The sequence below is a fragment of the Candidatus Soleaferrea massiliensis AP7 genome (assembly GCF_000820765.1).
Lineage (GTDB): Bacteria > Bacillota > Clostridia > Oscillospirales > Ruminococcaceae > Soleaferrea > Soleaferrea massiliensis.
In genome coordinates this window covers 1-26,662 of sequence record NZ_CCYH01000015.1, presented here as the reverse complement: position 1 = coordinate 26,662, position 26,662 = coordinate 1, and the positions used below count along the sequence as shown (strand labels likewise).

Below are 26,662 nucleotides of genomic sequence, written 5' to 3'. Positions count from 1 at the left end.
GGCTGTGTGGTCGTTACTTCTTTGCGCGGCCAAAGAAGTAACCAAGAAAGGCCGTTCAAGGGGGCCATACACTGTGCCGCTCCTAGCCAGATGGCCCCCTTGAAAATCCCCTCTGATATCCCGCTTTCCCCTTCGGCCGCCTGCGGGCGGCGTTTTGTTTTTGGCTGGGTGGTTGGGCATAGCTAGCAGCGGACGCTTTCCCGGTTACTGTTTTCTCTCATGGTACCCTAATACCTTGGCTGGTGCGTACATTTAGAACCTTAAACTGAATCTGTATCGTATGGCTATTCCCATTATACCGCAAGATTCGTCTCACTTATCAAACAGTTTCCGCGCCACAATATTGTGGCATATCCTGTCTTCATCTAATTCGGGTGGTATCATATATAGCAGACAGGGGGAGTGAGGCGTGTTTTTTCGAAGATTGGAGGATTTACGGATCGACCACGATAAAACGCAGACGCAGATTGCACAAGTGCTTTACTGCAACCGGCAGGTTTACCGGCGTTATGAAAAGGGAATCCGTGAGCTTCCGGTCTGGGCGCTGATTGAGCTGGCGCGCTACTATCAGGTCAGCACGGACTATATCCTTGGACTTACCGATAACGACCGGCCGTATGATCCGCCGGATGTCCGTTGACACCTCATCCGTTATTCCGACAGCAGCCTTTCCATAAAGCTTTCCGTCGAAATCCCGCTGGGACGGTTCAGGCGGTTCAGACCGAACAGGCATTCCTTCTGCCGTGTGATGTAGTTCTTCTTGTCATAACAGCTCAAGGTCACCTGGAACCCCAGCTGTTCCATGACCGGCCGGGACTCATCGCTGATAAATCCATATGGATAGGCAAACAGGACCGGCTTGACACCGCATTCATCCTGCAGCTTTTTCTGCAAACCGCCGAGGTCTTCGCGCAGTGCGCTCTGATAATCGGCTTCACTCTCCCCCGCTTTGATCGTACAGCCGCGGCGCGCGCCGTTCTCCTCATGCATATCGTAGGTATGGTTCCCGATTTCGACGCATCCGGATTCATGGAGCGCGCGGATATCCGCCCAGGTCAGGTAGGCATACAGCGGATTCGGATCGTTCTCCTCCACCGCCCGGTCACTGTATGCGCCCACCACCGAGACGACCGCTTTCATCTCATACTGTTTCAGCAAGGGAAGGACATAGGAGAGGTTGTTATAGCATCCGTCGTCAAAGGTGATCATCACGGGCTTTTCCGGCAGCGGCGTTCCATCCTTGACATATCCGATCAAATCCTTGGAAAGCACGGGCGTATATCCGTTCTGTTTGAGATACCGAAGGTCTGATTCCAGGGTATCGGCTGTGATGATATAGTCGCAGGCTTTGCCGGCATCCTCCACCACGCTGTGATACATCACAATCGGCAGAAAAATGCCCTGATCCTCGACGTTCACCGCATTTCCGCAGCTGACCACGGCCGAAGAAATCGTAAGCGTGATCAGGCCCAGCCCAACCAGAACCAGCAGCAGGCTTGCCGCCACCTTCCGTTTATCCCATATACCACAGATCATCATATTTCGCACGCCCCCTTATCCCCATTCTATGAGATGGGTGGTTGTCCGTATGTGGTTTTCTGTTTCAGGGCGATTTTAAGTCCATACGAATGGCGTTCTAGCAGCAAAAGAGCGTACAGGTCTTTGACCTGCACGCTCTTTTTATTAAATCATGCTTACATATTATAGATCTCTTCCGGCGCGACGACCCGGACGTTTTTCTCCTGCAGGATGCGGATTGCATCCTCATTGCTGCTGACACGGAGGATGACATAGGCGGTCTTTCCCTCCCGGGAGATGAACGCGTACATGTACTCGACCGAGATCTTCTGAGATTCCAGGACATTCAGCGCTTCGGCCAGTCCCCCGGGACGGTCCTCAAACCCAATGGCGATGACGTCGGTCAAGGTCACGGTGAAGTCCGCTTCCTTGAGCACCTCATATGCCTTCTTGGGATTGTCGACCACAATCCGCAGGATGCCGAAATCGGTGGTGTCCGCAATCGAAACCGCGCGGATGTCGACGCCGTTCTGGCCGAGGATCCCGGTGATCTCCGCCAATCTGCCGGGCTGATTCTCCACAAAGATTGAAATCTGTTTGATGAACATGGAAATCCCTCCTTTGTTGTTCAGTCTGATGGTATCATAAGTTCTTCCGGCGTTTTTACTCGCTCCACTGGTTGCCCAGATCGAACGCCTTCAGATTCATTTCCAAAAACTTCGGCGGCACCGTCTGCTCGATGATCTGCTTCCACAGTTCGGCCGGAAACTCCATAAAGTTCGCGACGACGCCCATCAGCACCACGTTGGTGGCCTTGGAGCTGCCCGCCTGTTCCGCTAAGGACAGCGCATCCAGCGCCGTGCAGTCGCAGCCGGTCGCCTTGAGCTTTTCCACCAGGTTTTCCGGATAGCTTGCCGCGCCGGTGATGACCGGCATCGGGTCGATCTGCTGGGTATTCACGATCATCTTGCCGCCCTTCTTCAGATACGGCAGCCATCTGGCCGCTTCACACAGCTCAAACGCGATGATGATGTCCGCTTCGCCCTTCTCGACGACCGGGGAATGGACCTTCTCGCCGTATTTGACATAGGTGACGACCGAGCCGCCGCGCTGCGACATGCCGTGAACCTCCGACACCTTGACGTCGAAGCCCTCGTTCATCAGGACATTTCCCAAAAGACGGCTGGCAAGCAGGGTTCCCTGTCCGCCCACGCCGACAATCATAATGCTTGTTACGTTCTTCATACTTATACCTCCTCCTTCTTCTGGATGGCGCCGAACGCGCAGAGCTGTTCGCACTGGCCGCATCCGACACAGGAGGTTCTGTCGATGACCGCCTTGCCCTCCTTCAGGCTGATGGACGGACATCCGATTCTCAGACAGGCTTTGCAGGTTTTGCATTTGTCCGGATCAATCCAGAGCGGTTTCTCATGCTTGACATATTTGAGCAGCGCGCACGGACGGCGGGTGATGATGACCGACGGTTCGTCTGCCGCAAGCTCCTCTTTGACGGCGGCTTCAAGCTCCTTCAGGTTGTTCGGGTCCACGACGCGCACACGGCTGATGCCGCAGGCCTCGCAGACCTTTTCGATGTTCAGCTCCGGCGCGGCCTCGCCCTTCAGCGTATGGCCGGTCGTCGGGTTCTGCTGGTGTCCGGTCATACCGGTGATGCGGTTGTCCAGCACGATGACCGTCGAGATGCCCTTGTTGTAGGTGATATCGATCAGTCCGGTGATGCCGGAATGCACAAAGGTCGAGTCGCCGATGACCGCGACCGATTTCTTTGCATGCTCTGCGCCGCGCGCGGTGTTGAAGCCGTGCAGGCCGGAGATCGACGCGCCCATGCAGACGGTCGTGTCCATCGCGCACAGCGGCGCCGCCGCGCCCAGGGTATAGCAGCCGATGTCGCCGCTGACAAATAATTTGAGCTTCTTTAAAGTGTAGAACAGTCCCCTGTGCGGGCATCCCGGACACATGACCGGCGGGCGCACAGGAATCGACTCATCCAGGCTCAGCGTTTCGTTCGTCTCGCCCAGGATTCTTTCGGCAATCAGGCTCTGGGAATACTCGCCGAGCAGCGTGAACCGCTCCTTGCCGACGACCTTGACATCGTGCTTCCTGCAGTGGGTCTCGATGATGTCGTCGAGCTCCTCGATGACATACAGCGTCTCGACCTGCGAAGCGAATTCCCGGATCAATTCAACCGGCAGCGGGTTGACCAGTCCGAGCTTTAAGATGCTGGCCTTGCCGCCCAGCGCCTCCTTGGTGTACTGGTAGGCCGCGCCCGATGTGATGACGCCGATCTTCTTGTCGGCCCATTCGATGCGGTTGAACGGGCAGTTCTCGGCATATTCCCGCAGCTTTCTGGTGCGCTCCTCGACCACGACGTGTCTGCCGCGCGCCATAGCCGGCATCATGACATATTTCTGCGGATTCTTTTCGTAATCCTTGAGTTCATGCTCTTCCCGCTCACAGGTCTCCACGATGCTCTGGGAGTGGGAGATTCTGGTGGACAGGCGCAGGATGACCGGTGTGTCGAACTGCTCGGAGAGATCATATGCCATCTTGGCAAACTCCTTGCATTCGCCGGAATCGGCCGGCTCCAGCATCGGCACCTTCGAGGCGATGGCGTGATGCCTGGAATCCTGTTCATTCTGCGAGGAATGCATGCCCGGGTCGTCCGCGACCGCAATGACCATGCCGGCGTTGACGCCGGTATAGCTTGCCGTGTACAGCGGGTCGGCCGCCACATTCATGCCCACGTGCTTCATCGCGCAGAAGCTGCGCGCGCCGCCGAAGTTCGCACCGATCGCCACTTCCATCGCGACCTTTTCATTCGGCGCCCATTCGGCGTACATCTCATCATACTTTGCTGCGAATTCGGTGATCTCGGTGCTCGGCGTACCCGGATAGCTGGAGATGACACGGCATCCGGCTTCGTAAAGGCCTCTTGCCACCGCTTCGTTTCCCAACATTAACTTTTTCAAGCTTGAACGACTCCCCTTACTATAATTTCTATCTGTTCCGGCCTTCGATACCCTGCCGGAACCGCTTTATTTGTATCCCGCATACCTGCGGCTGGCCAGCAGCCAAACAGGAGGCGGATCGTTTTGTCTTTACTGGTTTCTAGAGCATACGGACTGTTACATCCTTTACCGGTTTTTGAAGAATGCGGACTGTTCCATCTTTCACCGGTTTCTGAAAATTACAGACTGTTTCGTCCTTCACCGGTTTCTGAAGGGTGTGGACGATTTCGTCTTTTACTGGTTTCTGAGGTCCACAATCCGCTTGGCCTTGCCCTCATAGCGCGTGATGCTCTTCGGCTCGGCCAGCGTGACCTTGCAGATGATGCCCAGCACGCTCTTGAGGTTTTCGCGGATGTCCGCCTGCAGCCGTTCCAGCTCGCGGTAACGCTCCAGAAGGCTTCCGTCGATGACCTCGACCTTGACTTCGAGCGTGTCCATATAGCCGTCGCGGCGGACGATCAGCTCGTAGTGCGGGCCGATCTTCTCGATGTTCATCAGCACGCTCTCGATCTGGGTCGGGAATACGTTGACACCGCGGATTTTGAGCATGTCGTCGGTGCGGCCCTTGATCTTGTCCATCCGCATCGAGGTCCTGCCGCATCCGCACGGCTCGGTGTTGAAGCGCGTGATGTCCTTGGTGCGGTACCGGAGCAGCGGGATGCCCTCCTTGGTCAGCGTCGTGATGACCAGCTCGCCGGTTTCGCCGACCGGCAGCACCGTTCCGGTCTTCGGGTCGATCAGTTCGGTCAGGAAATGGTCTTCGGCAATGTGCATGCCCTCGCGCAGATGGCAGTCGCCCGAAACGCCCGGTCCCATGACCTCGCTGAGTCCATAGTTGTCGGTGGCGAGCAGCCCCCACAGCTCCTCGATCTGGCTTCTCATCTCAACAGAGGAGCCCTCGGAACCGAACAGGCCGATGCGCAGCTTGAAGTCCTCCTTCTTATAGCCGAGCTCACGCGCCTGCTCTCCCATGTACAGCGCATAGGACGGCGTGCTGATGATGGTGGTTGTCCCGAAATCCTTCATGACCATCAGCTGCTTTTTGGTGTTGCCGCTCGAAATCGGCACCACCGCCGCGCCGATCTTTTCAAGGCCGTAGTGCAGTCCCAGCGCGCCGGTGAAAAGCCCGTATCCGAAGCAGATCTGCGCGACGTCCTCTTCGGTGCAGCCGGCCGCGGTCACCAGCCTGGCAATCAGCTCCGACCAGGTGTCGAGGTCCTTCCTCGTGTAGCCGACGACGGTCGGCTTTCCGGTCGTTCCGCTCGAAGCGTGGATGCGCACGATCTTCTTCATCGGCACCGCAAACAGGCCGTACGGGTAGTTGTCGCGGATGTCCTCCTTCGTGGTGAACGGTATGTACTGCACGTCGGAGAGGGTCTTGATCTTTTCCGGCGTCACGCCCGCCTCATCCAAACGCTGATGGTAGAACGGCACGTTGTTGTAGCAATGGCTGACCACCTGCTTCAGATGCTCGAGCTGAAGCTCTTCGGTCTGCTTCCTTGACATGGTTTCCATCTCTTTATTCCAGATCAATTTGTTTCACATCCTATTCTTGATATTCAGCCGGGAAAATGCTCCGGACAGCTTTAATCGTTTAAAGCTGTCCGATATTAAAGAGCTGCTAACCTTTATGATACACGTTCCTTATAAAAAAGTCAACATCATTCCGCATTTCCCTGTTCCCGACAGAAAGGATCCCTCGGGAAATGCGGAATACCCCTTTTCCGACACCGATTTTCCGCCGTTTTCGCCCGTTTTCCTGTATCTGGCCGACCGGTTCCGCAAACCGGGCACACATCAGAACGGATACCACGCGGGCATATTCGACCCGCCGCTGATGGTTCCGGCCGCCGGGTCCGCCGCATCGGAAGCTGAACCGGCCGTTTCGGCTGCGGAATCCGCGCTCACACTGCCGGTCCCTGACGCATCCGCCGAGCCTGCTGTCCCGACTGCTCCTGAAGCATCGGACGCCACGGCGTCAGAAGCCGCGCCGGATGCGCCTGCCGACGTTTCCGGAACGCTGGCCGCGCCGGCCGCACTGCCGGACGCCGATTCCCCGCCTGCGGGCTGGGAGGCTTCCGTACCGTCCTGATGCAGGAACTGAAGCAGCGAGTTCGTGATGACCAGGGCAATCTTGGTTTGATAGGTTTCGTCGCAGAGGTTGGCGGCTTCTGTGGGATTGGAAAGGAATCCGCACTCCACAATCACCGCCGGTACAGGACTATTATACAACAAATACAGATTATTTTCAGCCTTTTTCGGCACTCTTTTGTTATCCGGCTGTAAATTTACAAAGCTGTTCTGGATCAGGCCCGCCAGTTCCTCGCTTTCGGGCATGGTCGGCGAATAAAAGACCTGCGCGCCGGTGACCGCGCTGTCCGTAAACTTGTTCTGATGGATGCTGACAAAGATCGCATCCGGGTTGGCCTTGATGATATCCATGCGTTTGTACATATCCGTCGTCTTGCGCTCACGGATGGCCGCGTCCGGCATGTTGTCCAGCGCGTCGTCGGTCGGCCTAGTCATCACCACCTCGAAGCCGTTGATGACCAGAATGTCCCGCAGCTTCAGCGCAACGGAAAGATTGATATTTTTCTCGATGATATCGCCCACGCTCGCGCCGCCGTCATAGCCGCCGTGCCCGGCGTCGATGACGACCTTCGGATGCACGCCGTCGATGCCAAGTCTTGCCTGCGTGCTGACCGTGTCCACTTTATGCATCATAAATGTGAAAAGCATCACAAACAGCATGGCAAGGCTTCCAAAGGCTACCCATTTTTTCATCGTTCTTCACCCGTTCCCTCTTTTTGAATTTGGTTAAGACAATCTATGCGCGCGGACAAGATTCTTATGCCCAATTGCGCACAGTTCGTCTGTTTTATCCGCCCATTTGACGGCGGACAACCTGAAACGGGCGGTTTTGTCCATCATGTGTTCGCTTTAGCCATCCTATCTTCAGCCAGACGATCTTCAAAAGCTTTCGTTGGCGGGTTGATATCACGCTGTTTTTCTCTTCCGCTGTTTTGTCCAGAAATCTGACAATTTTTAAACGCCTTTATTCGTGGTGCTGCCCCATTCTGCTTTTCGTTTTTTCATCCTAGCCTGTAAACCCGGACAGTCTGCATAGACTTTCACTGAAAGGGCGATCCTGCACGATTTAGCCGGACGGCTCCGATGTGATCCATGCAGGACCGTTTTTAAAATCGGACGGGATTTTGCCGGGAACTGTACAGATTCCGTGTAAATGACACCGCCGTCAAGCTTTCCATGGAAGGTGGAATCATCCTTTCGTGCTGCCTGCAAAAAGGATATCTCATCTCTCCAGACAGACGCAGACATCCGCAGCAGGAGAACCCATTGTGCACGCTGGCGGCAAAACATGAATAAACCGAAAAAAGTCGGCGTTTTGGTTGCATCCGCCTTGAAATTGTGCTATCATGGAAACAATATCACAAACACCGAGACCGGGCAAAGTACGCCGCGGACACGCTTCCCGCCAGAGAATCTGTATCATAGGCTGAGAGTACAGAGAGAGCGCCGCTGTGGAAATTTCACCCGCGAGTGGCGCCGTTCAAAGCGGATTGTTCCGCCGGCAGACGGCGACGGATTGGCGCCGTTACAGCTTTCAAGCGTCCGCTTCTGGCGGAAATACGGGTGGTACCGCGGAAACTGATCAGTTTTCGTCCCTTATCTTTTTGATAGGAGGGCGGGAACTTTTTTTATTTGCCGCGCTTCCCGTTCCATAAGACATGTCGGGGCCGACAGTACCATACAATATGAGGAAAGGTGATCTTACTTATGAAACAACAGTTGGAAACGATCCGCGAACAGGCCAAAGAGGCGATCGGCAGGGTATCGGATGCAAAGGTGCTCGAAGACCTGCGCGTCAAATATCTTGGCAAAAAGGGCGAGCTGACCGCCATCCTGAAACAGATGGGCAGGCTCTCGGCCGACGAGCGTCCGGTGATCGGACAGCTTGCGAACGAGGTGCGCGGCGACATCGAACAGGCCATCGCCGCCACAAACGAAAAACTGAAGGAACGGATGCTTGAGGAAAAGCTCAAATCCGAAACGATCGATGTGACCATGCCGGGCAGAAGGACGATGGTCGGCAAGAAGCATCCGCTGTTCCAGGTGCTCGATGAGATTGAAGAGATCTTTCTGGGCATGGGCTTCTCGATTGCCGAAGGACCGGAGGTCGAGCTTGACTACTACAACTTTGAAGCGCTCAACATTCCAAAGGACCATCCTGCCAGAGACACGCAGGACACCTTCTATATTGACGACAATGTCGTTCTGAGAACCCAGACCTCCCCGATGCAGATCCGCGTCATGGAAAAGCAGGCGCCGCCGATCCGCATCATCTCGCCGGGCAGGGTGTACCGCTCCGACACGGTGGACGCGACCCATTCCCCGGTCTTCCATCAGATCGAAGGCCTGGTTGTGGACAAGGGCGTCACAATGGCCGATTTAAAGGGCACGCTCGAAATCTTTGCGAAGCGGCTCTACGGCGAGGACGCGCAGATCCGGTTCCGCCCGCACCACTTCCCGTTCACCGAGCCGTCGGCTGAGGTCGACATCATGTGCTTCGCCTGCCACGGCGAGGGCTGCCGGCTGTGCAAGGGCGAAGGCTGGATCGAGATTCTCGGTTCGGGCATGGTGCATCCGAAGGTGCTCTCCGGCTGCGGCATCGATCCGGAGGAATACAGCGGCTTCGCGTTCGGTCTCGGACTCGAACGGATCGTCATGCGCCGCTACAACATCCAGGACCTGCGCCTGTTCTTTGAAAACGACCTGCGCTTCCTGGATCAGTTCTGATGCCGCAGTCATACCTCCCACGCCCGCAGGATATCACGGGGCGGCATTCTTTATACAGCTTTCCCGCATCCCGCCGGATGGGCGTACGGCATCGTCTGGACGCTGCCAGGATGCAGTTTTCCGCGTTTCTCAGAAGTATTACACATCAGACGCAGGAGGGTTCCTCTTCTGCGGTCCACATCGGCTGCGGTGTTCCCGCTCCAGGATGCAGTTTTCCACGTTTCTCAGAAGTATTTCACATCAGGCGCAGGAGGGTTTCCCTTCTGCGGTCCATATCGGCAGCGGTGTTCGTGCACTGCCGCGGCGGAAAGGAGCTGTGATAGATGAACGAACCCTCCCCCTTTGACACCACGTTCGATTCGCCAGAATCGGATTATCTGGTCAAGGAACGGCGCCCCTCCCGGTTCCGGCCGTTTCTGTACGTCCTGCTCTCTCTGCTGGTTGTGCTCGGCTGCGCGTACGGCGTGCTGTGCTATGTTTCCAGCAACGCGATGGCTGTGGAAAACCGGATCATTTGGGACGGTGAGATCGACTCCTATCGGGGTGTTTTCGACGCCTATATCACAGAACCCTATTACCGCTCCAAGCTCAGCGGGCAGGAACGGGCGCTGTATGACGCCTACCATTATGCCTATGAGAACGGCGCCGACCAGTTTGAGATCCGGGGACGCTACTCCCAGGAGCAGATTGACAAGGTGCTTTACTACTATAAATGCGACTATCCGAACGTTTCGGTCAGCACCGGCGAGACGCAGCTGAGCGATGAATCGGATGCCGGCCCGCTCATGCTGAAGCTTCCGATGGGAATCGAGCTTCCGATCGTCAAGTTCCCGATGGTGCCGCGCACCCGCATCTACATCAGCGCGGTCGAGCTGGACGACACGAGGCGCAACGCGGACGCGCTGCAGAAGGCCCACAAGATCATCGAGGATATGCCGGACGATCTGACAAGCGAATTTGAACGGGCGAAATACATCTACGACTACCTGATCCGGCATGTCGCCTACCGCGAGGGAGACGGGCTGGACACCGACTCGACGGTGGCGACAATGTACGGCGCGCTGGTTGAGAATGAGGCGAACTGCGACGGCTTTGCTTCGGCGATCACGCTGCTGTACCAGATGGAAGGCATCGAATGCTTCAAGGTGTTCTACACCGGCGCGGACCTCGGCCAGCAGGTCGGGCACGCGTGGAACATCGCGAAGATCGACGGAAATTACTATCATCTCGACGCCTCCTACGACGCGCCGCTGAACCAGGACCTGTCGCTGGACGCGGATATCACGCTGTACAACAAGTTCTGCATCACCGAGGAGGAAGCGGTGCGCAACGAGGGCACCATCAGCCCGATCATCGCGGACATCATTCCGGACTGCACCTCCAAGGCGCTGCGCGAAAAACTGTACGACGTTGTGATCGAGGAAGGTAATTTCGACGAGGTGAGCGCGCTTGCCGCCGACGGGATGGTGGAGAAGCTGTCGGACGGCGAAGGGTACCTGACGATCAAATTCGACGACAGCGCGCAGTTCAAAGCTTTCAACGACAATTTTGCCGGGGACGGCTACGGCTCGCAGATCCTTGAGCTGATGGATCAGGATGCGGTCGCAACACTGACCAACACCTACCAGGATGTGTTTGACACCATCCTATTGCGCTATCAAGAAGACTGAATGACAGCCGGTGAAACGCCGGCATAAGGATATGGAAAGGATAAGGCTATATGAATTTATCACAGAGATGGTTATCGGATTTTGTCAAGGTGGACTGTCCGCCGCGGGAATACGCGCATCGGCTGACGATGAGCGGCTCGAAGGTGGAAGGCTATGAAATAGAGGGCGAAGAGATCACGAATGTCGTGGTCGGAAGGATTCTGTCGGTCGAGAAGCATCCCGACGCCGACAAGCTGGTGGTCTGCCAGGTCGAGGTCGGCAGAGATGAACCGGTTCAGATCGTGACCGGCGCGACGAATGTGTTCGCCGGCGCGCTGGTGCCGGTTGCGCTCGACGGCTCCACGCTGCCGGGCGGCGTCAAAATTAAGAAAGGCAAGCTGCGCGGCATCGTCAGTAACGGCATGATGTGCTCGGTCTCGGAACTCAACGTCACGGTGAACGACTTCCCGGGCGCCATCGAGGACGGCATCCTGATCATCGATGAGGACTGCACGCCGGGCGAGGATATCCGTACGGCGCTGGGCCTTGACGACACCGTCGTGGAATTCGAGATCACCTCCAACCGGCCGGACTGCCTGTCGGTCATCGGGCTTGCCCGGGAGACCGCCGCAACCTTCGGCCTGCCGCTGACGCTGCATGAACCGGCCGTCAAGGGAAACGAAGGCGACATCCATGAGATGCTGCAGGTGGAAATCCTGAACCCGAAGCTCTGCAGCCGCTATACCGCCAAGATGGTCAAAAACATCAAGATCGAGCCGTCCCCGCGCTGGCTGCGTGAGCGCCTGCGCGCCAGCGGCGTGCGTCCGATCAACAATATCGTCGACATCACCAACTACGTGATGCTGGAATACGGCCAGCCGATGCACGCGTTCGACCACAAATATGTGAACGGCGCGAAGATCAATGTCCGGAACGCCGCCGAGGGCGAGAAGATCATGACGCTCGACGGCATTGAGCGCACGCTGTCCCCGGAGATGCTGGTCATCGCCGACGAGAAAGCTCCTGTCGCCGTCGCGGGCATCATGGGCGGCGAGTTCAGCGGCATCATGGACGACACCAACACCATCGTGTTCGAATCCGCCTGCTTCTCGGGCAGCTCGGTCCGCACAACCGCCAAGAAGCTCGGCATGCGCACCGAAAGCTCCTCCCGCTTTGAAAAGGGCCTGGATCCGCATATGACCGTCCCGGCTGTGCTGCGCGCCTGCGAGCTGGTCGAGATGCTCGGCGCGGGCGAGGTCGTCGGCGGCATCATCGACATCAAGGGCGAAATTCCGGAACCGACCAAACTGATGCTGGACGCCGGCTGGATCAACCGTTTTTTGGGCATTGACATTTCCAAGGAAGAGATGGTCAAAATTCTCGAGAAGATCGGCTTCACGGTCGAGGGCGACGTCATCACAGTGCCGACCTTCCGCGCGGATGTCGAACACAAGGCCGATGTCGCGGAGGAGATCGCGCGCTTCTACGGCTACGATAAAATCCCTGTCACGGCCATCAAGGGCACCGCAGAAGGCAGGCTGACCGAAACGCAGAAGTTCGAGCGGCTCGCGCGCGAAACGATGCTCTCGCTCGGCGCCTATGAGATCAACACCTATTCGTTCATCAGCCCGAAGCTCTACGACAAAGCGATGCTGCCGGCGGACTCTCAGCTTCGCAATTCGGTGGTCATCTCAAACCCGCTCGGCGAGGACACCTCCCTGATGCGCACCACCACCATCCCGTCGATGCTCGACACGCTCTCCCGCAATTACAACAACCGCAACCTCGAAGCGGCGATGTTCGAAATCGGCAATCGCTATCTGCCGGTTGAAGGCGAGGCGCTGCCGGATGAACGCCAGCAGGTCACCATCGGCCTTTACGGCAGGGACGCCGACTTCTTCTTACTGAAGGGCATGGTCGAGACGCTGTTGGACAGGCTGAACGCAAAGGAATACGATGTGCAGCCCGACAGCGGAAACCCGACCTTCCATCCGGGACGCTGCGCTTCAATTTACATCGACGGCCAGCTTGTCGGCGTGATGGGCGAGGTGCATCCGCTTGTGCTCCAGAACTTCGAAATCGGCGTGAAAGCGTATGCTGCGGAGCTCGACCTGCGCACCCTGTTTGCGAACCGGGCCGCGGAGAAGCAGTACAAGCCGCTGCCGAAATATCCGGCCACCACGCGCGACCTCGCGCTGGTCTGCGACGAGGATGTCCCGGTTGCGAAGCTTCAGAAGGCGATCAGACAGGCATCCGGAAAGATCCTCGAGAGCATTGAGATGTTCGACATCTACCGCGGCAAGCAGATCCCGGACGGCAAGAAGAGCATCGCCTACAAGATCAGCCTGCGCGCCAGCGACCGCACGCTGACCGACGAGGAGACGAACGGCGCGATGAAAAAAATCCTGAAAGCGCTGGCTGATATCGATGTCACGCTGCGCAGTTAGTGAAGTTGTCCAAAAAAGTCGTCTGTAATTATGCATCCTGCCCAAAGTTTTAATTGATGTATTGATAATATTACAAAATCAGTGTATAATAACAATGGAAACAAATTGATAAGGGGTGACGTTATGCATGAACCGACCATTTCTTTTTCGATCCATGAGGATAAGGAAAAGGAAATCAAGCACATTTTGACCACGGTTTACGATGCTTTGCGTCAAAAAGGCTATAATCCGATCAACCAGATTGTCGGCTACATCCTCTCCGAGGATCCAACCTACATCACCACCCACAACAATGCACGCAGTTTGATCAGAAAGATTGACCGGGATGAACTGTTACAGATTTTGGTGAAGGCTTATCTGAACGACTAATCACTTTTCTGATATCAAAGGCAACTGTGCGAGGAAAGCCCAGTTGCCTTTTCTATATCCTGCCCGCGCTTTACAGTTCTGGTTATTTATGGTATACTATCAGCAGCACAACCGATCGGCTGCCACGCCCTCTCATTTTTTAGAAGACTGAATAAACGATTTTCTATGGATATTTAAGATATATACAGGAGGTATCATTATGGCCGAAGAGAAGAAACAGACATTTCTGACCTATAAAGGTAAACCGCTGGTGCGTAAGGGCAACACCATCTACTACGGTTATATGTCCGACCCCTACGTGATCATGATGCAGATCATCAGCAACAAGGACGACCACGAGATGAATATGGCTGAAAAGGTCCGCATCCAGATGATTTCAACCGACGAATCGCTGCCGCTGCCGAAGCGGATCATCAAAACCAGCGAACAGGAAGGACTCTACAACGCGATCGACATCAGCAGCATCTGGATGGACCGGATGGCGGATGAACAGAAGGCATAGCACACAAACGAAGAAAACGCAGGCACTGAAAAGATGCCTGCGTTCTTTTTTTTGCCGCTCTACAGTTTGTGTCAAGGTCAGCCGTCGTTCAGTTGTGGGTTCCGTCCTCTTTCATCATTTTTTTATTTTGCACTTCTATTTAAAAGATAGTATGAAAAATCCCGTAAAACAACAGAATAATACCGATAATTCGCATATATTTCGTCAAAGACAGTTGTATTTTGCCGCACAATACGTTAAAATAGAAGCTGTAATCTTTTGTATCCCGCAACAGACCGATTCGTCCCATTCAAAGCAATCCCATTCTGTTATTCCGGGGGAAAAGATGCGTCAAATCCAATTTATTTTAAGGAGGAATTCACATGGCAGAAAGCCAGAACACCACCAGCAGACGCACAATATGGATGTGCGGACTGTCCATCATCCTGTGTCTCGCAATGTTTATCGGCACCACCCTCGCATGGTTCAGCGACACCGTATCCAACAAAGGAAACCGCATCCAGGCAGGCGACCTGAAGATCGGCTTCTACGCTACCGACAATGAGAAGCTTGCAACAGACTCCAAGGGTGAACCTAATGAAGAGATCGAATCGGCCACATGGAGAAACCTGAAGACAGAAACCGCTCCTATCTTTAATTTTGAGGGTCCAGCACAGCCGGGCGACACCCTGACCCGTTACATTATGATCAAAAATGAAGGCTCCATCGCACTGAAATACTTCCTCGACTTCGTCGTAAACGACGGCGGTCTGGGCGACGCTGTTCAGGTCGACCTGCAGCGCGTACAGCCGACTCCGGACGTTGACGCCACTACATACACCGCGAAGCAGATGGCTGACCTGAAGGTCAACGGCTCCAGCAGTACCAAAGGCGAGTACATGATCTACAAAATTACCATGCGCTTTGATGCTTCCGCCGGCAACACCTATCAGGGCGGCGACGTCTCGATGGATATCAACCTGACCGCTACCCAGAACAAGGACGACGCCATTGCAGGCCTGACCCGGGTTTCCACCGTTGATGAGATCAACGCGGCTCCGGCAAACGCCAGCATCATCCTGATGAACAACATTTTCGAAAAGGACGAGGCTATCACCCGCACAAACCTTGCCAACATCGATCTGAACGGCTACACGCTGTATGTCAAGAGCTTCAACGTCACCAATACAGATGTGATCGGCACCATGGACGTCACAAATAGCGGAAAAATCGGCGGACTGCTTGTCGCAGATACTTCGGATAACGCAGCCAAGGTTGACCTGCCGAAATGCACCGTCAACTGGAGCGCAGCGGCTGCCCGCCTGAATGAGGACGGATCTATCACAGACATCGAGATTAACACGATTGTTTCCCCGCATACCTTCAACTATTCGGCACCTGCATCCTGGACATTCACTCTGCCGGACGGTTCGACCAAGACAGCTGATATCGCGCCTTCCATCAATCTGCTGGCAGGCAGCCTTTCCGTATCGGAAGGCTCCGCGCTTACCAGTGTTGTGATTCCGGCATCCAATACCTCCGAAACCACCAAGATTGAAAACAACGGCACCATCGGCACACTGAACAATCAGTCTGGCGGTACTGCTGTGGTTGAGGGAACCAACCCTCCGGGAAGCACCGAAGGCAACATCGACAGCACTATTCCAGTCAAGGCAAACATCGTTGTCAACACTGGTGATACGACTGTAGCCTGGAGCGGCAACTATGCGTTCCATATCTTCCGTTTCCATCTGGATCAGAATCTCAATCTGAAAGATTCAAAAGCCAATGTCGTTTCTTCCTATGAGTTTTCTACGGATAACGGCGCAACTTGGTCTTCGGTTCTGAATAACGCAGGCCGTGTCTATTCCAGAAGTAAATATTCGGATTACATCTGCTATGGCAGCGATCTTGTTAATCCGAGCAAAGTTGGATATAATGAAACGATGCTCAGCAGTACCGAATATTATTTCGGCGTTGCCGGTAAGAACACCAAGACCAATCTGGACAGCATTTACAGCTTGTCAGAGGGAACTGATTATCAGATCCGTCTGGTAATCAAAGTCACTGACAAGAACGGCAACGAAACCACCAACTATTCTCCAGCTGTAAAATACACGCGCGGAGCAAAGGACGGCAACGACTCCTTCCTCGGTATCGTAGACTAATACTTGATTTGTTCAGACATATTAATTGCATAGGAAAGGGCGCTGATGAAATCCATCAGCGCCCTTTCCATTTGTAAAAAGATACAGCGGCAAAGCAATCGCTACGGTGTCCTACGGCAAAGGAATCATTTACGCACCAGCCAAGATATTGGGGTACCATGAAAGCAACCCGTAGCCGGAGAAACGTCCGCTGCTAGGTATGCCCAACCACCCAGCCAAAAGCAAAACGCCGCCCGCAGACGGCCGAAGCGGATAGAGGAATATCTGAGGGGATTTTCAAGGGGGCCATCTGGCCCTAAGCGGCACACTGTATGGCCCCCTTGAACGGCCTTTTCTGGTTACTCTTTTGGCCGCGCAAAAGAGTAACTGCCACCAGACCAAGACGACTTGGCAAACAAAATAAAACCGCTGGAACTCAGCGGTACAGCAATCGCCTTGCCAAGGTGTCTTCGCAGACAATTGGCAGAGAAAAAGTAAATATGCATTGCCTTCCTGGCAGGAAAAGGCGTCTGCCCCAAACGGGCAGACGCCTTTGTTCCTTCTATCACCGGATATCAGCCGGTAACACACCGGATCATCCGTGTTTTCTATGAACCTAATATTGAGCGTTCAGGATATTGAGCTTGATGCGAAGAAGGTCGAGTACATTGATCTTTCCATTGCCGTCCGCATCGGCGCTCAAACGCTGCAGTTCGGAAAGCTCGCCGTATCCAAGGATACAGGATTTGACCGTAAGAAGCGTCTGTATACCCGGTCTCTCCGACAGTCCCAGATCGCCGACGACCGACAGGCTATAGCTTTCCAGCACTTCTCCTTCAAAGATAAGCTGCGCCTGCATGCCGCTTCGCACGATGGCCTGGTCTTCCGCCGGACTGCCGTCTTCTCCAGCAATCGCAATCGATACGCGTTCATCGCCACAGCGGATATCGGACAGAAGCTCTCCCGCTGTGATGCCAAAGGAAATGCCGGATATATAGCGATTTTCATTGTCCACCCGGTATTCATCGGAAAGAACCGTCAGGTCGGCCGGAAGGGTTTTCAGCTCCTCAGACGCCGTAATCAGGTTCTCATAAGCGGTGTCCACCTCACGCTGAAGCGCATAACGGGTGGTCGATGCGTCGTAAACCGCCGCGTCGATGGCAGCTGAGAACAGCCGCAGCGATTCCTGTGTGTAGATGCCCGCATCCACCGCCGACCGGTAATCGGCTTTCGCCTGCTCGATCTGTACGTTCAGGGCATCCTTCTCAACCGGAATGATATTGGCTGATTTTGAAGTCTCCGCAAACGCCGCCTGCAACGCGCGGTATGCGCCTGCGACCTGTGCCCAGTCCGCATCCGGGTTGGAAAGGGCGGCTTCGGCAGCTGCGACGGCTGTGCGGATTTGATCCGCCACCGCCTGCACATACCGCTCGGGGCGCAGCAGTGCGACATAATTCTTGAGACGGAGCAGCTCGTCGCCGAAGGCAAGGTTCTCGCCGGTGATGGCCGCGCCGACCAGAAAGACATTTCCGCCGGTGCCGGTCAGCTGTTCCCGCACCACCGTGATTTCAATCGGTTCCGCTTCGCGGTTGACGACTTTGAGGATGTCGGCAAAGGCCGCGTTGCTCTCATCTTTCCGGGTGTAGGATGGCTGTGGGGAACCGTTGACATAGACGCGGGTTTCGGACTGCGCCTTGTAAGAGCCGAGCAGCACGGTCAGCTCATCCTGAGGGTCCAGCGTCGCGTGCAGCTGGAATCCGCCGCCGGCGCCGCCCGCGCCTCTCCAGTTGACGCCCCGCGTGACGCCGGACGCCTGCATGGTCGGGTTGCCGTCGTTCCACGAGCAGGTATGCGCGGCATCGACAAAGGTGTTGATCCTTGCAAGCGAGCCGTAATTGCCGACGGAGAGGTTCGGCATCACCAGCACCTTGCGGTCGATGTTGAAGTTGTAGCCGTCCATCTTGTCCGGGTCGGTGACACTGCCGCCGGAGCTGGTCACGCCGCCGAGATGGATCCAGTCCCTGGTTCCGATTTCGGAAAGATTGATCTGTCTTACGCCGGTGTTGCCCTCAAAATCGACGTCAATATCGTAGTCGATGTCCGCGGTTCCGTCCAGCGTCAGGCTGGTCAGCGTCACCGCCGCATCCGTACGATCCGAATCCGCACGGATGTTCAAGGCAAGGTTTTCCCCGGAGAAGCCGTCCGGTACGCGATAGGAAACCCGGTATGCACCGGCTTCCGTGATATTCCGGCTGTCCAGCAGGGTCGAGCCGGCATACACCTCGGCAACCGCGCTGCCATTGGTTTCAAAATAAGTGTTCAGCGTATCGCCCGCGCGGACTCTGGCGCCCAGCTTCCATCCCGCATCCGCGCCGGATGACCGCATGCCGTCGCGCACATTGATCGCGTTCGTCCGGGAGGTTCCGTCGGTCCAGCAGGAATAGACCTGCGATTCCACGGGAACTGCGGATGCGTTCAGCGGTTCCGCAGACAGATAATGAACCGGGCTGTTTTTGACATCGGACTGACCCTCTGCGCCCAGATGCATCCAGTCCTTGGTTCCCAGCATACTCAGGTTGACCGCCATTTCTGATTTCTGGACCTTCAGATCCGGTTCCGGGACCGGTTCGCTCGGCGTGACATCCTCGGGGATGCCGTCGCTGTCCGCAATCGCCGCCCCGTAGATGCCGAAGAATTTGCCTGCTGCGCCCTTCTCATTGATATCAAATTCAAACAATATCTTCTGGCCGCTTCCTGTATCCGGATAGGCCTGGAAATCCAGCTCGATCACCGCCAGCTTGTAGGCGTTCTGTGACTCCCGCTCAGGGCTGACGATATACGGCTGCACGCCCTCGACCGGATTTCCCTGCGCGTCGACCAGCGTCGCTTTGATCGTATAGGAGGAATGGGTTTTATAGAACGCATAGATTGCCGCGTGTCGTTCGATGTAATCCGCGTCGATGGTGAACCATGCTTTATCCTTAATCCACCAGTTTCCCTTATCCCCGCTGACCTTCTCATCAACCGAACCGTCGGTCCAATAGGCGCTCAGCGGCATCTGATTCTTGAAATCCTCGTATCCCGCGTTCGACGCGGTCGCGATGTCGCTGATCAGGCGCGGGCCGTCCTTCTTGTGGGAGGTGTATTTGTGCGACGGCGAACCGAAATGCGCCCAGTCCACCGGGCCCGCTTTGGTGAAGTCGACCTCGTAGCTGCCGACATAGCCGCCGTAGGTATGCAACGTGCCTTCCAGCCTGCCGGAAGCATCGATGACTTCCACAGTGGCTTCCACCATGATTTCGCTGTCTTCGACAGCACCTTCGATCACGACGGTCTGGGGCTGGTCCACAGCTGCCCAGTCATAGTCCTCCCAGTCCACCTTGGCGTAACCGGTCATGCCGTCGGTGTAGAGCACCTTGACGGTATCCGGAAGCTGCGGTGCGGCTGACAGCAAACAGGTGACGGATACATCCTCGGCGGAAGCGATCCTGCGCTGCGCGTCGATGTTCACATCGCCCTCGCCGAACCGGAACTGAACCGCCGTATCTTTGGTGGAGGTTCCATCGACCGTCAGTACGCCGTCCTTCACGGCCAAATATCCGGCGTTTGTAATGGAGCGGATCACCACATTTCCATTCTTCAAATCACAGATCTGGAACTTCGCGCCGCGGGTGATGCTGTCGGCATCCGCGCTGACCGAACGTCCGTCCTGCGACACCGCGTAATACCTGCCGGTCGCAAGGCTTCTGATGCCGAAGTATCCGCCGCCGATATCGACGGTTTCAACCGAATCGTCATGTTCTGTGGAAAGTACCAGATTGCCGTCGCCGAGGTCCTGGATGTATGCGCCGGCCTGTACATTGTAAAGCGGGGAAGCGGTGTCCGGCGCAGGCAGGACCTGTTCGCCCGCTTCGTAAGTGTGCTTGCCGGGCTGTGCTTCGATGGTATACTCTTTGCCGCCGATCGTGACGAGCAGCGTGAATGCCTTGTCGGTCTCGACCGTGATGCTTGCCCTGCTGTCCGCATTGCCGCGGGCATCGGCCACCATCGATACATTCGCGTCGCCAAGCTCAATGTTTTTAAGGCCGTTGCGGCTGGTTTGGGACAGATTCCAGCGGATCGTGTTTTCCGGGGTGTCCAGCCGGATGCCGATCGCGTTCTCGATCAGCATGGAGATCGGCCCGAGTCCGGTCCAGCCGACAAAATCGGATTTGGAGCCGTCGCCGGCGCGCAGGGCGTCCGCGTTGTATTTCTCGAACAGGGTTCCGTAATCCTGATAGACCTCCTCCAGCACGGTGATGTGGTTTTCGGACACCAGCCGCGCCAGGTCGTGCAGCCCGTATCCATTCAGCGCCTCGACGACCATATAGACCATCGGCGCCCAGACGTCGCCGTTCCACTTGAGAGCCGGGTTGTACGCCGGATGGTCGGCTCCCACCGACGGGACCATGTGCAGGCGGTTGAAGACGTCCGGATCGAGCAGGTACTCCGCCATGCGCGCAACCTGTTCTTTGCTGGCAACGCCGGCCAGCACCGGCCAGAAGGCCGCCGGGGTCTTCATCCTGTAGAAATCGCCGTTCTTGTCCAGGTCATAGTAGAATCCGTCTTCCTCATCCCACATGTAGTTGTTGATGAGGTCGCTGAGCTCTTGGTATTCCCGCTCGAAGCGTTCGATGTTGTTCCGGTCACCCAGCACCTCGGCGATGTTGATCATGCATTTCGCGCTCAGCGCCATCTGGCCGGCCAGGCAGATCCAGCTGCCGTCGCCGGTATCGTCTGCGCCCCTGCAGCCAAGGCGCGGAGAGCCGGTCATGCCGGAGCCGCGCGTCGAGGTCCAGTAAAAGCCGTTCTCATAGCGGTTCCAGTCCTTCATCCAATAGTAATAGTCGATCAGCCGCTGATAGATCGTCTTGGTCGAATCGTCGGTCTGGTTGGCTGTGACCTCCTTGAGGAACCGGCCACGGTCGCCGGTGATCCGGTAGCTCTCCCATTCGGTCCAGGCCAGCAGCGGCGGGTTGCGGGACTGGGTATTGTCCTTGGCGTAGTCGCAGCTGCCATTCCACTCGGAATAGGATTTTCCGATGAATCCATCCGTGTCCTGCTTGCGGTACAGGTTTTCCAGGGAGACGATGGACGGGAATTCGTTGTTGGAGTACTTGCCAAACAGGATGATATACGCGGTATCCCACAGATAAAAGCTGCTGCCGAAGCCCTCATCCATATAGGCGTCGACGAAGCCGTTTTCTTTTGTTCCAAACTGCACCTTCTTCTGTGCAATGTCCCAGGTCTTGTAGTAAAGCTCCACCCACTCAGGATGGCTGTCCAGAATCGGTTCGGGCAGCTTCTCTTCATCGTAGGTAAACGGGTTTGGATAGACCTTGTCCGGATCATACGCAAACGCCGAAGCCGGACAGACGCCCAGGATCATCACGGCTGCGAGCAGCGCGCTGATCCATCCTTGCAGTCTTCTTTCTCTTTTCATCTGATTGTTCCTTTCTCCGTTGAACATCATCGTTCCATGCGTGTATGCGTTGGTTGGTTTCGGGTAAAAACGTCTGCTGTGTTGCTGCCGTCAGGACGGCAGGCCTCCGATAGAAAACCTTTTCATCGGAAGATGTGTGAAGATGAACATTTCCATGAATTCATATTGAAATATAACGAAATCATCACTCCTTTATCATAAAAAATTGAATTCTATGTACATTTATCTTATAATAATCTATAAACAAAGTCAATATGTGTCCAGCGTATTTTGCAGGGGAATTTTACCGCGCCGTATGCCGCGTCCCGACTGGACCGAAACCGTCATATTCCCGCCGCACGGCTTGCAATAGGCAGGATTCTGTGATACACTTTTCTCAGAGTAAACAAGCATAGGAGGAACCGCCGGATGAAACCGATTGGCGTCTATATCCATATACCGTTCTGCGCATCGAAATGCCCTTACTGCGACTTCTATTCCGTGCAACAGGACGACAGCCTGATGGACCGTTATCTGGATGCGCTGTGTACGCAGGTCCGGCGTTTCTTCGCGCGGTATCCTGCGCTTACCGCCGACAGCGTCTATTTCGGCGGCGGAACCCCCATCCTGATGCGCGGCCGGCTCTGCCGGATTCTCGAAACGCTCGGTCAGACGGCCGGGCTGCGGCATGCGGAAATTACGCTGGAGGCCAACCCCTATTCGACGATGCGCGGCACGCTGCGGGAGCTGTACGCCGGCGGGTTCAACCGCGTCTCGTTCGGCGTACAGTCGGGGCTGGATGCTGAGCTGAAAGCGCTCGGCCGCACTCATACGGTCCGGGAGGCCGGACAGGCCATCATGGACGCGCAGGACGCGGGCTTTACAAACATCTCCGCCGATCTGATGCTCGGCATCCCTTACCAGACATCGGAATCGCTTGACCGGTCCATCTCTTTCCTGACAGAGACCGGCATCGGGCATCTCTCCGCCTATCTGCTGAAGGTTGAGGAGGGGACGCCGTTCCGCCGCAGTCATCTGCGCCGTTTCTGCGCGGACGACGACCGGCAGGCCGAATTTTACCTGCAGGCGGTCCGCACGCTGGAAGGGCTGGGATTCCGCCAGTATGAGATATCGAACTTTGCAAAACCCGGCCGCGAATGCCGGCACAATCTCAAGTACTGGAACTGCGACGAATACATCGGCTTCGGGCCGTCCGCCCATTCGTATCTGGATGGACAGAGGTTTTACACCGGCAGCGACCTGATGGGATATCTTTCAGGCATTGAACGGCGGACAAACGTTTTTCTGCCGGAAAGCGACGGCGGCAGCCTGGAGGAATATCTGCTGCTGCGCCTGCGGCTGAATGAAGGCGTGCGGTGGGATGATCTGCACCGGCGTTACCCTCATGCGCAGATGGATGCCGTCCTTCAAAAGGCTCAGGCGCTTTCCCGCCACGCGCTGACCGAAACGGATGAACACGGCATCCGGCTGACGACAAAGGGCTTTCTGCTGTCCAACGCCGTGATTGCCGAGCTGCTCGATGAGCTGATTCCATCGGATTGACCGAAACGTCCGGCGAAACAGAGAACAAATCGAAGGACGATACAAAAAGAGCGTTCAAAGCAAAGCTTTGAACGCTCTTTCTTCATGATCTTATATTACATACGGACACTGCATTCTATCATCAGCACAACGCCGGTTATAATCAGGTAGATGGCAAGCACCATATCGATGATCGACAGCATCAGGAACGGCATCAACAGCAATCCGGCAGCCAGAACGATGTCAAGGATGCCCGCCGCCAGAATCCTGCCGGCATGGTATACGCCTTTGATGCGCAGTGTGGAGTACAGGGATATCTGTGAAATGCCCCATGACAGCACAACAAATCCAAACAGGATGGCCATTGTCTGCATGGTCAGCGCGCTGCCGGAAAACAGCAGCATCAATCCGATCACTATATTCAGAATTCCGTTTGCCAGCGTCCATCCGTCTTTCCAGATCATGCCGATGTAATCGACAATTTTGAAGATGCCGAACAGCATCAGCATACCGATCGCCACATACTGCAGCACCATAAAGGTTTTCATGGGAAAGATCAGCATCAAAATTCCCAATATAATCATCAGAATGGAGACCGCCGTCCCCACCTTTCGAAGTTCTCTTATTCTGCCCATATTGTTCCTCCCGTCTTCATTTACCACCCTTTTCCGAATTATTATATCACGCATGACGCGGAATGACAATCTTTTTGTCATAAAAAGTTGATATGTGTTTCCTTTATTTTGTCTGTCATTCATTGATCTGCGTTTTACAGGACGGTAAGAATCTGTTGACGCTTGATTGATGCTATGATCAGACATGGAACACAGTTATGATTCTCATACGGCAGAATAAAAATCTCAGCCGCTTTATATGATCGTCAAAGCGACTGAGACTTCAGTTCAAGCGTGCAGCCGTATCATCCTGCATTTTTCATGGCAGGCGGACAGACCGCTTGTCGTAATACTTTCTCATGTGTTTGTTTCGGGAATTGTCCGGATCACTGGTGATGTCGTCAAAATACAACACATACGGTTTGACTGGATAGGGCTGTAACACAACATCTTTTAAAGTATCGTCTTTCAGCAGTACCAGCCTTTCCTGTGCGGCGTCATAGTACTGTTCCGCTTCACCGCTTCTCAGGGATTGCACGGCGCTCACCGATGTGAAGGTCATACTGTCGGACATCATCACGCAGTTGAACAGGAATGCTGCAAATATCAGCAGGATGAATACAACCGGACAGCTGTCCTTACAAACCGGCAGCTGATATGTCTGGACACCATTTTGCTTCATATGATGTTTTAGTCTGTTCTGCATCCAGCCGATCACATAGAACAGATTGAAGACGACAAGCATGGTAAATGCGTAGAAGATGATGTTGGTGAGACGCTTATCCCCTGTGGAATTCATCGCGTAAACAGGCGGGCAGAACATCGCCGCATAAAGCCCCGCTGAGAAAAAGAAAACCAGCAGAGGCAAGCGGAATGAAAAGTCCGATTTGGATGCAATCTTCCATAAAAGCGGAATCAAAAAGATCAACAGGCAGATGAAAGGCAGCGTCAGCCAATCCTGGGCAGAATGAACCGCATACCGGAACGCATAGAAAATGGCTCCGGGAATGCTTGGGGTATCCTGAAAGAATCCCTGCCGCACCGCGTTGCCGGGGGCGGCTGCATTGATTACAAACGCTGCTGCCAGAAGAGCAAACGGAATCAGCAGCGTTTTCCATTTCGGATTCTTTTTGATCAGCAAAGTCACAAGCAGCATGCCGAAAAGGAGCAGTGTTACAAGGGACGTCACATAATTGCTGCCGCCGATGATGAAACTCAGCAGGCTGATCCCGATCAGATAGCCGGCTCTCCATATTTTATCTCCCGACTGCAGATAGAGGATCGTCAGCGCATAAGCGATCAGCGAAATTCCAAAGAAGAACGTATAGAATACGGAACCGTTGTACCAGTAAAATCCTTGGCTGGCAGACGGCAGAAATTGTGTGCAGGTGATGGCCAGAACAGCGGAGATGGTGATAAATTGGAAACGGCTGGCCTGGAAGGTTTTCCGGAACAACGCATAGCAGAAAAAGAAAACTCCGCCCAACAGTGCTGTCAGCATGATATACGGCACCAGGAAATAGAAGCTTTCCCCAAACACAGCGGGTTGGACGGCCATCATAAAGATTGCGGAAAAGGTGCCCTGCCAGTTTTGATAGGTGATTCCGACCTGTTCACCCGCTGTTTTGATGACCTCGAGCAGGGAGCCGCTCTGCTCCCATGCGCGATGGGTCAGATTTCCGTAATTGTAGTCGTCCACACACGGCACGTTATAGACGGCAATATAAAGCATTGGAATCAGAATCAGAAGGAGCAGGATGCAGGTCAACATGCAGATGGTTTTATCATGGATCGTATATTGTTTCAGCTTTTTCAGTGGTACACACCTCATTATTGTTTTTCATACAGGCAATAAAAGTTTTTTATTGTCAGTATTATACCAGAAATCTATGGGAAAACTATGTAGCTATTTTTAATATACATGATCAAATTTTTTATTAGTCAACCAACGGTGCGTATATGAATGCCTAAAGAATACCTTTCTGTGTTACCATGGGAATAAGAAAACACAAGTTTGAAGGAATTATGATGTTTCAGGAGATACCACAGCGTGTAGACCTGCAGATGCTGCGGGAATTTATTTTAACCGGCGGCTATTGTATGGCATTAGAAACGGATAGCTACGAACTTCGCATTAGAAAAGCGGAATGTGAACTGGATCGGATTCTTTCTGTATATTTCTCAAACCCGGAAAGTAGAAATACGTTTGATAACCAAATCAGCAATGTTTTCAACACTTACCAAGAGGTCTATTTTGAACTCGGCATGAAAACTGGAGCAAAGCTTTTGTCACAACTGCTTTTTAGACAAAGCGAAATGTGATTGGAACGAAGTAGATAGATTTACACTGTAAAACAGTGCCCTGTTTTTATTTGCCAAGTACCGCTTGGCTAAGTGGCAGTTACTCTTTTGCGCGGCCAAAAGAGTAACCAGAAAAGGCCGTTCAAGGGGGCCATACAGTGTGCCGCTTAGGGCCAGATGGCCCCCTTGAAAATCCCCTCTGATATCCTGTTATCTGCTTTGGCCGCCTGCGGGCGGCGTTTTGCTTTGGGCAGGGTGGTTGGGCATGGCTAGCAGCGGACGCTTCCCC

At 54.7% G+C, this 26,662-nt stretch carries 18 protein-coding genes; 9 read left to right on the top strand and 9 right to left on the bottom strand.

The genetic code is table 11. The annotated features are described in order from the left end of the window. Positions 1-409: 409 nt before the first annotated feature. The gene (locus BN348_RS02825) at positions 410-640 is read left to right on the top strand and encodes a helix-turn-helix domain-containing protein (RefSeq protein WP_040196054.1); all 231 of its coding nucleotides are present in this window, start codon (positions 410-412) and stop codon (positions 638-640) included. An 11-nt stretch (positions 641-651) separates the two neighbouring features. On the opposite strand, the gene BN348_RS02820 is transcribed toward BN348_RS02825, so the two are convergent. The 6 genes from BN348_RS02820 to BN348_RS12905 form a co-directional block, all read right to left on the bottom strand. Next, positions 652-1,539 (bottom strand): polysaccharide deacetylase family protein, encoded by an 888-nt coding sequence (locus BN348_RS02820; RefSeq protein WP_040196053.1) that lies wholly within the window; start codon positions 1,537-1,539, stop codon positions 652-654. A gap of 155 nt (positions 1,540-1,694) precedes the next feature. Continuing rightward, positions 1,695-2,126, bottom strand: a complete 432-nt coding sequence (locus BN348_RS02815; protein ID WP_040196052.1) for an ACT domain-containing protein — start codon at positions 2,124-2,126, stop codon at positions 1,695-1,697. Positions 2,127-2,181: 55 nt separating this feature from the next. After that, positions 2,182-2,763, bottom strand: coding sequence for an indolepyruvate oxidoreductase subunit beta (locus BN348_RS02810; RefSeq protein WP_040196051.1), 582 nt, complete (start codon positions 2,761-2,763; stop codon positions 2,182-2,184). Between the two features lie 2 nt (positions 2,764-2,765). Beyond that, positions 2,766-4,505, bottom strand: a complete 1,740-nt coding sequence (gene iorA, locus BN348_RS02805) for an indolepyruvate ferredoxin oxidoreductase subunit alpha (RefSeq protein ID WP_197068268.1) — start codon at positions 4,503-4,505, stop codon at positions 2,766-2,768. 273 nt (positions 4,506-4,778) lie between these two features. Further along, a complete protein-coding gene (locus BN348_RS02800; RefSeq protein ID WP_040196049.1) occupies positions 4,779-6,077 on the bottom strand; it encodes a phenylacetate--CoA ligase family protein in 1,299 nt (432 codons plus the stop codon). Between the two features lie 264 nt (positions 6,078-6,341). Beyond that, positions 6,342-7,328 carry an N-acetylmuramoyl-L-alanine amidase gene (locus BN348_RS12905; RefSeq protein ID WP_052446655.1) on the bottom strand — a complete coding sequence of 329 codons (987 nt, stop codon included), beginning with the start codon at positions 7,326-7,328 and terminating at the stop codon, positions 6,342-6,344. A 1,014-nt stretch (positions 7,329-8,342) separates the two neighbouring features. Here BN348_RS12905 and pheS point away from each other — a divergent pair. From pheS to BN348_RS02765, 6 genes are all read left to right on the top strand, one after another. Beyond that, positions 8,343-9,362 carry a phenylalanine--tRNA ligase subunit alpha gene (pheS, locus tag BN348_RS02790; protein WP_040196048.1) on the top strand — a complete coding sequence of 340 codons (1,020 nt, stop codon included), beginning with the start codon at positions 8,343-8,345 and terminating at the stop codon, positions 9,360-9,362. Between the two features lie 323 nt (positions 9,363-9,685). Next, the gene (locus BN348_RS02785; RefSeq protein WP_040196046.1) at positions 9,686-11,032 is read left to right on the top strand and encodes a transglutaminase domain-containing protein; all 1,347 of its coding nucleotides are present in this window, start codon (positions 9,686-9,688) and stop codon (positions 11,030-11,032) included. A 50-nt stretch (positions 11,033-11,082) separates the two neighbouring features. Then, entirely contained in the window at positions 11,083-13,458 is a 2,376-nt protein-coding gene (gene pheT / locus BN348_RS02780; protein WP_040196045.1) for a phenylalanine--tRNA ligase subunit beta, read from the top strand. Positions 13,459-13,581: 123 nt separating this feature from the next. Beyond that, positions 13,582-13,827, top strand: coding sequence for an IreB family regulatory phosphoprotein (locus BN348_RS02775; RefSeq protein ID WP_040196044.1), 246 nt, complete (start codon positions 13,582-13,584; stop codon positions 13,825-13,827). A 199-nt stretch (positions 13,828-14,026) separates the two neighbouring features. Beyond that, positions 14,027-14,329 carry a hypothetical protein gene (locus BN348_RS02770; protein WP_040196043.1) on the top strand — a complete coding sequence of 101 codons (303 nt, stop codon included), beginning with the start codon at positions 14,027-14,029 and terminating at the stop codon, positions 14,327-14,329. Positions 14,330-14,691: 362 nt separating this feature from the next. Continuing rightward, the gene (locus BN348_RS02765; protein WP_040196042.1) at positions 14,692-16,476 is read left to right on the top strand and encodes a SipW-dependent-type signal peptide-containing protein; all 1,785 of its coding nucleotides are present in this window, start codon (positions 14,692-14,694) and stop codon (positions 16,474-16,476) included. A 595-nt stretch (positions 16,477-17,071) separates the two neighbouring features. On the opposite strand, the gene BN348_RS02760 is transcribed toward BN348_RS02765, so the two are convergent. Beyond that, complete coding sequence (locus BN348_RS02760) at positions 17,072-21,937, bottom strand: MGH1-like glycoside hydrolase domain-containing protein (protein ID WP_040196041.1); 4,866 nt, start codon at positions 21,935-21,937, stop codon at positions 17,072-17,074. Between the two features lie 408 nt (positions 21,938-22,345). Here BN348_RS02760 and hemW point away from each other — a divergent pair, with 408 nt between their 5' ends. After that, positions 22,346-23,479, top strand: coding sequence for a radical SAM family heme chaperone HemW (gene hemW, locus BN348_RS02755; protein ID WP_040196040.1), 1,134 nt, complete (start codon positions 22,346-22,348; stop codon positions 23,477-23,479). Between the two features lie 95 nt (positions 23,480-23,574). Here hemW and BN348_RS02750 read toward each other — a convergent pair whose 3' ends face one another. Further along, positions 23,575-24,093, bottom strand: coding sequence for an HdeD family acid-resistance protein (locus BN348_RS02750; RefSeq protein WP_197068267.1), 519 nt, complete (start codon positions 24,091-24,093; stop codon positions 23,575-23,577). Positions 24,094-24,391: 298 nt separating this feature from the next. Then, a complete protein-coding gene (locus tag BN348_RS02745) occupies positions 24,392-25,903 on the bottom strand; it encodes a DUF6056 family protein (protein WP_040196037.1) in 1,512 nt (503 codons plus the stop codon). 197 nt (positions 25,904-26,100) lie between these two features. Between BN348_RS02745 and BN348_RS02740 the strand changes: the two genes are divergently transcribed. Next, positions 26,101-26,394, top strand: a complete 294-nt coding sequence (locus tag BN348_RS02740; protein WP_040196036.1) for a hypothetical protein — start codon at positions 26,101-26,103, stop codon at positions 26,392-26,394. The last annotated feature ends 268 nt before the right edge of the window (positions 26,395-26,662 follow it).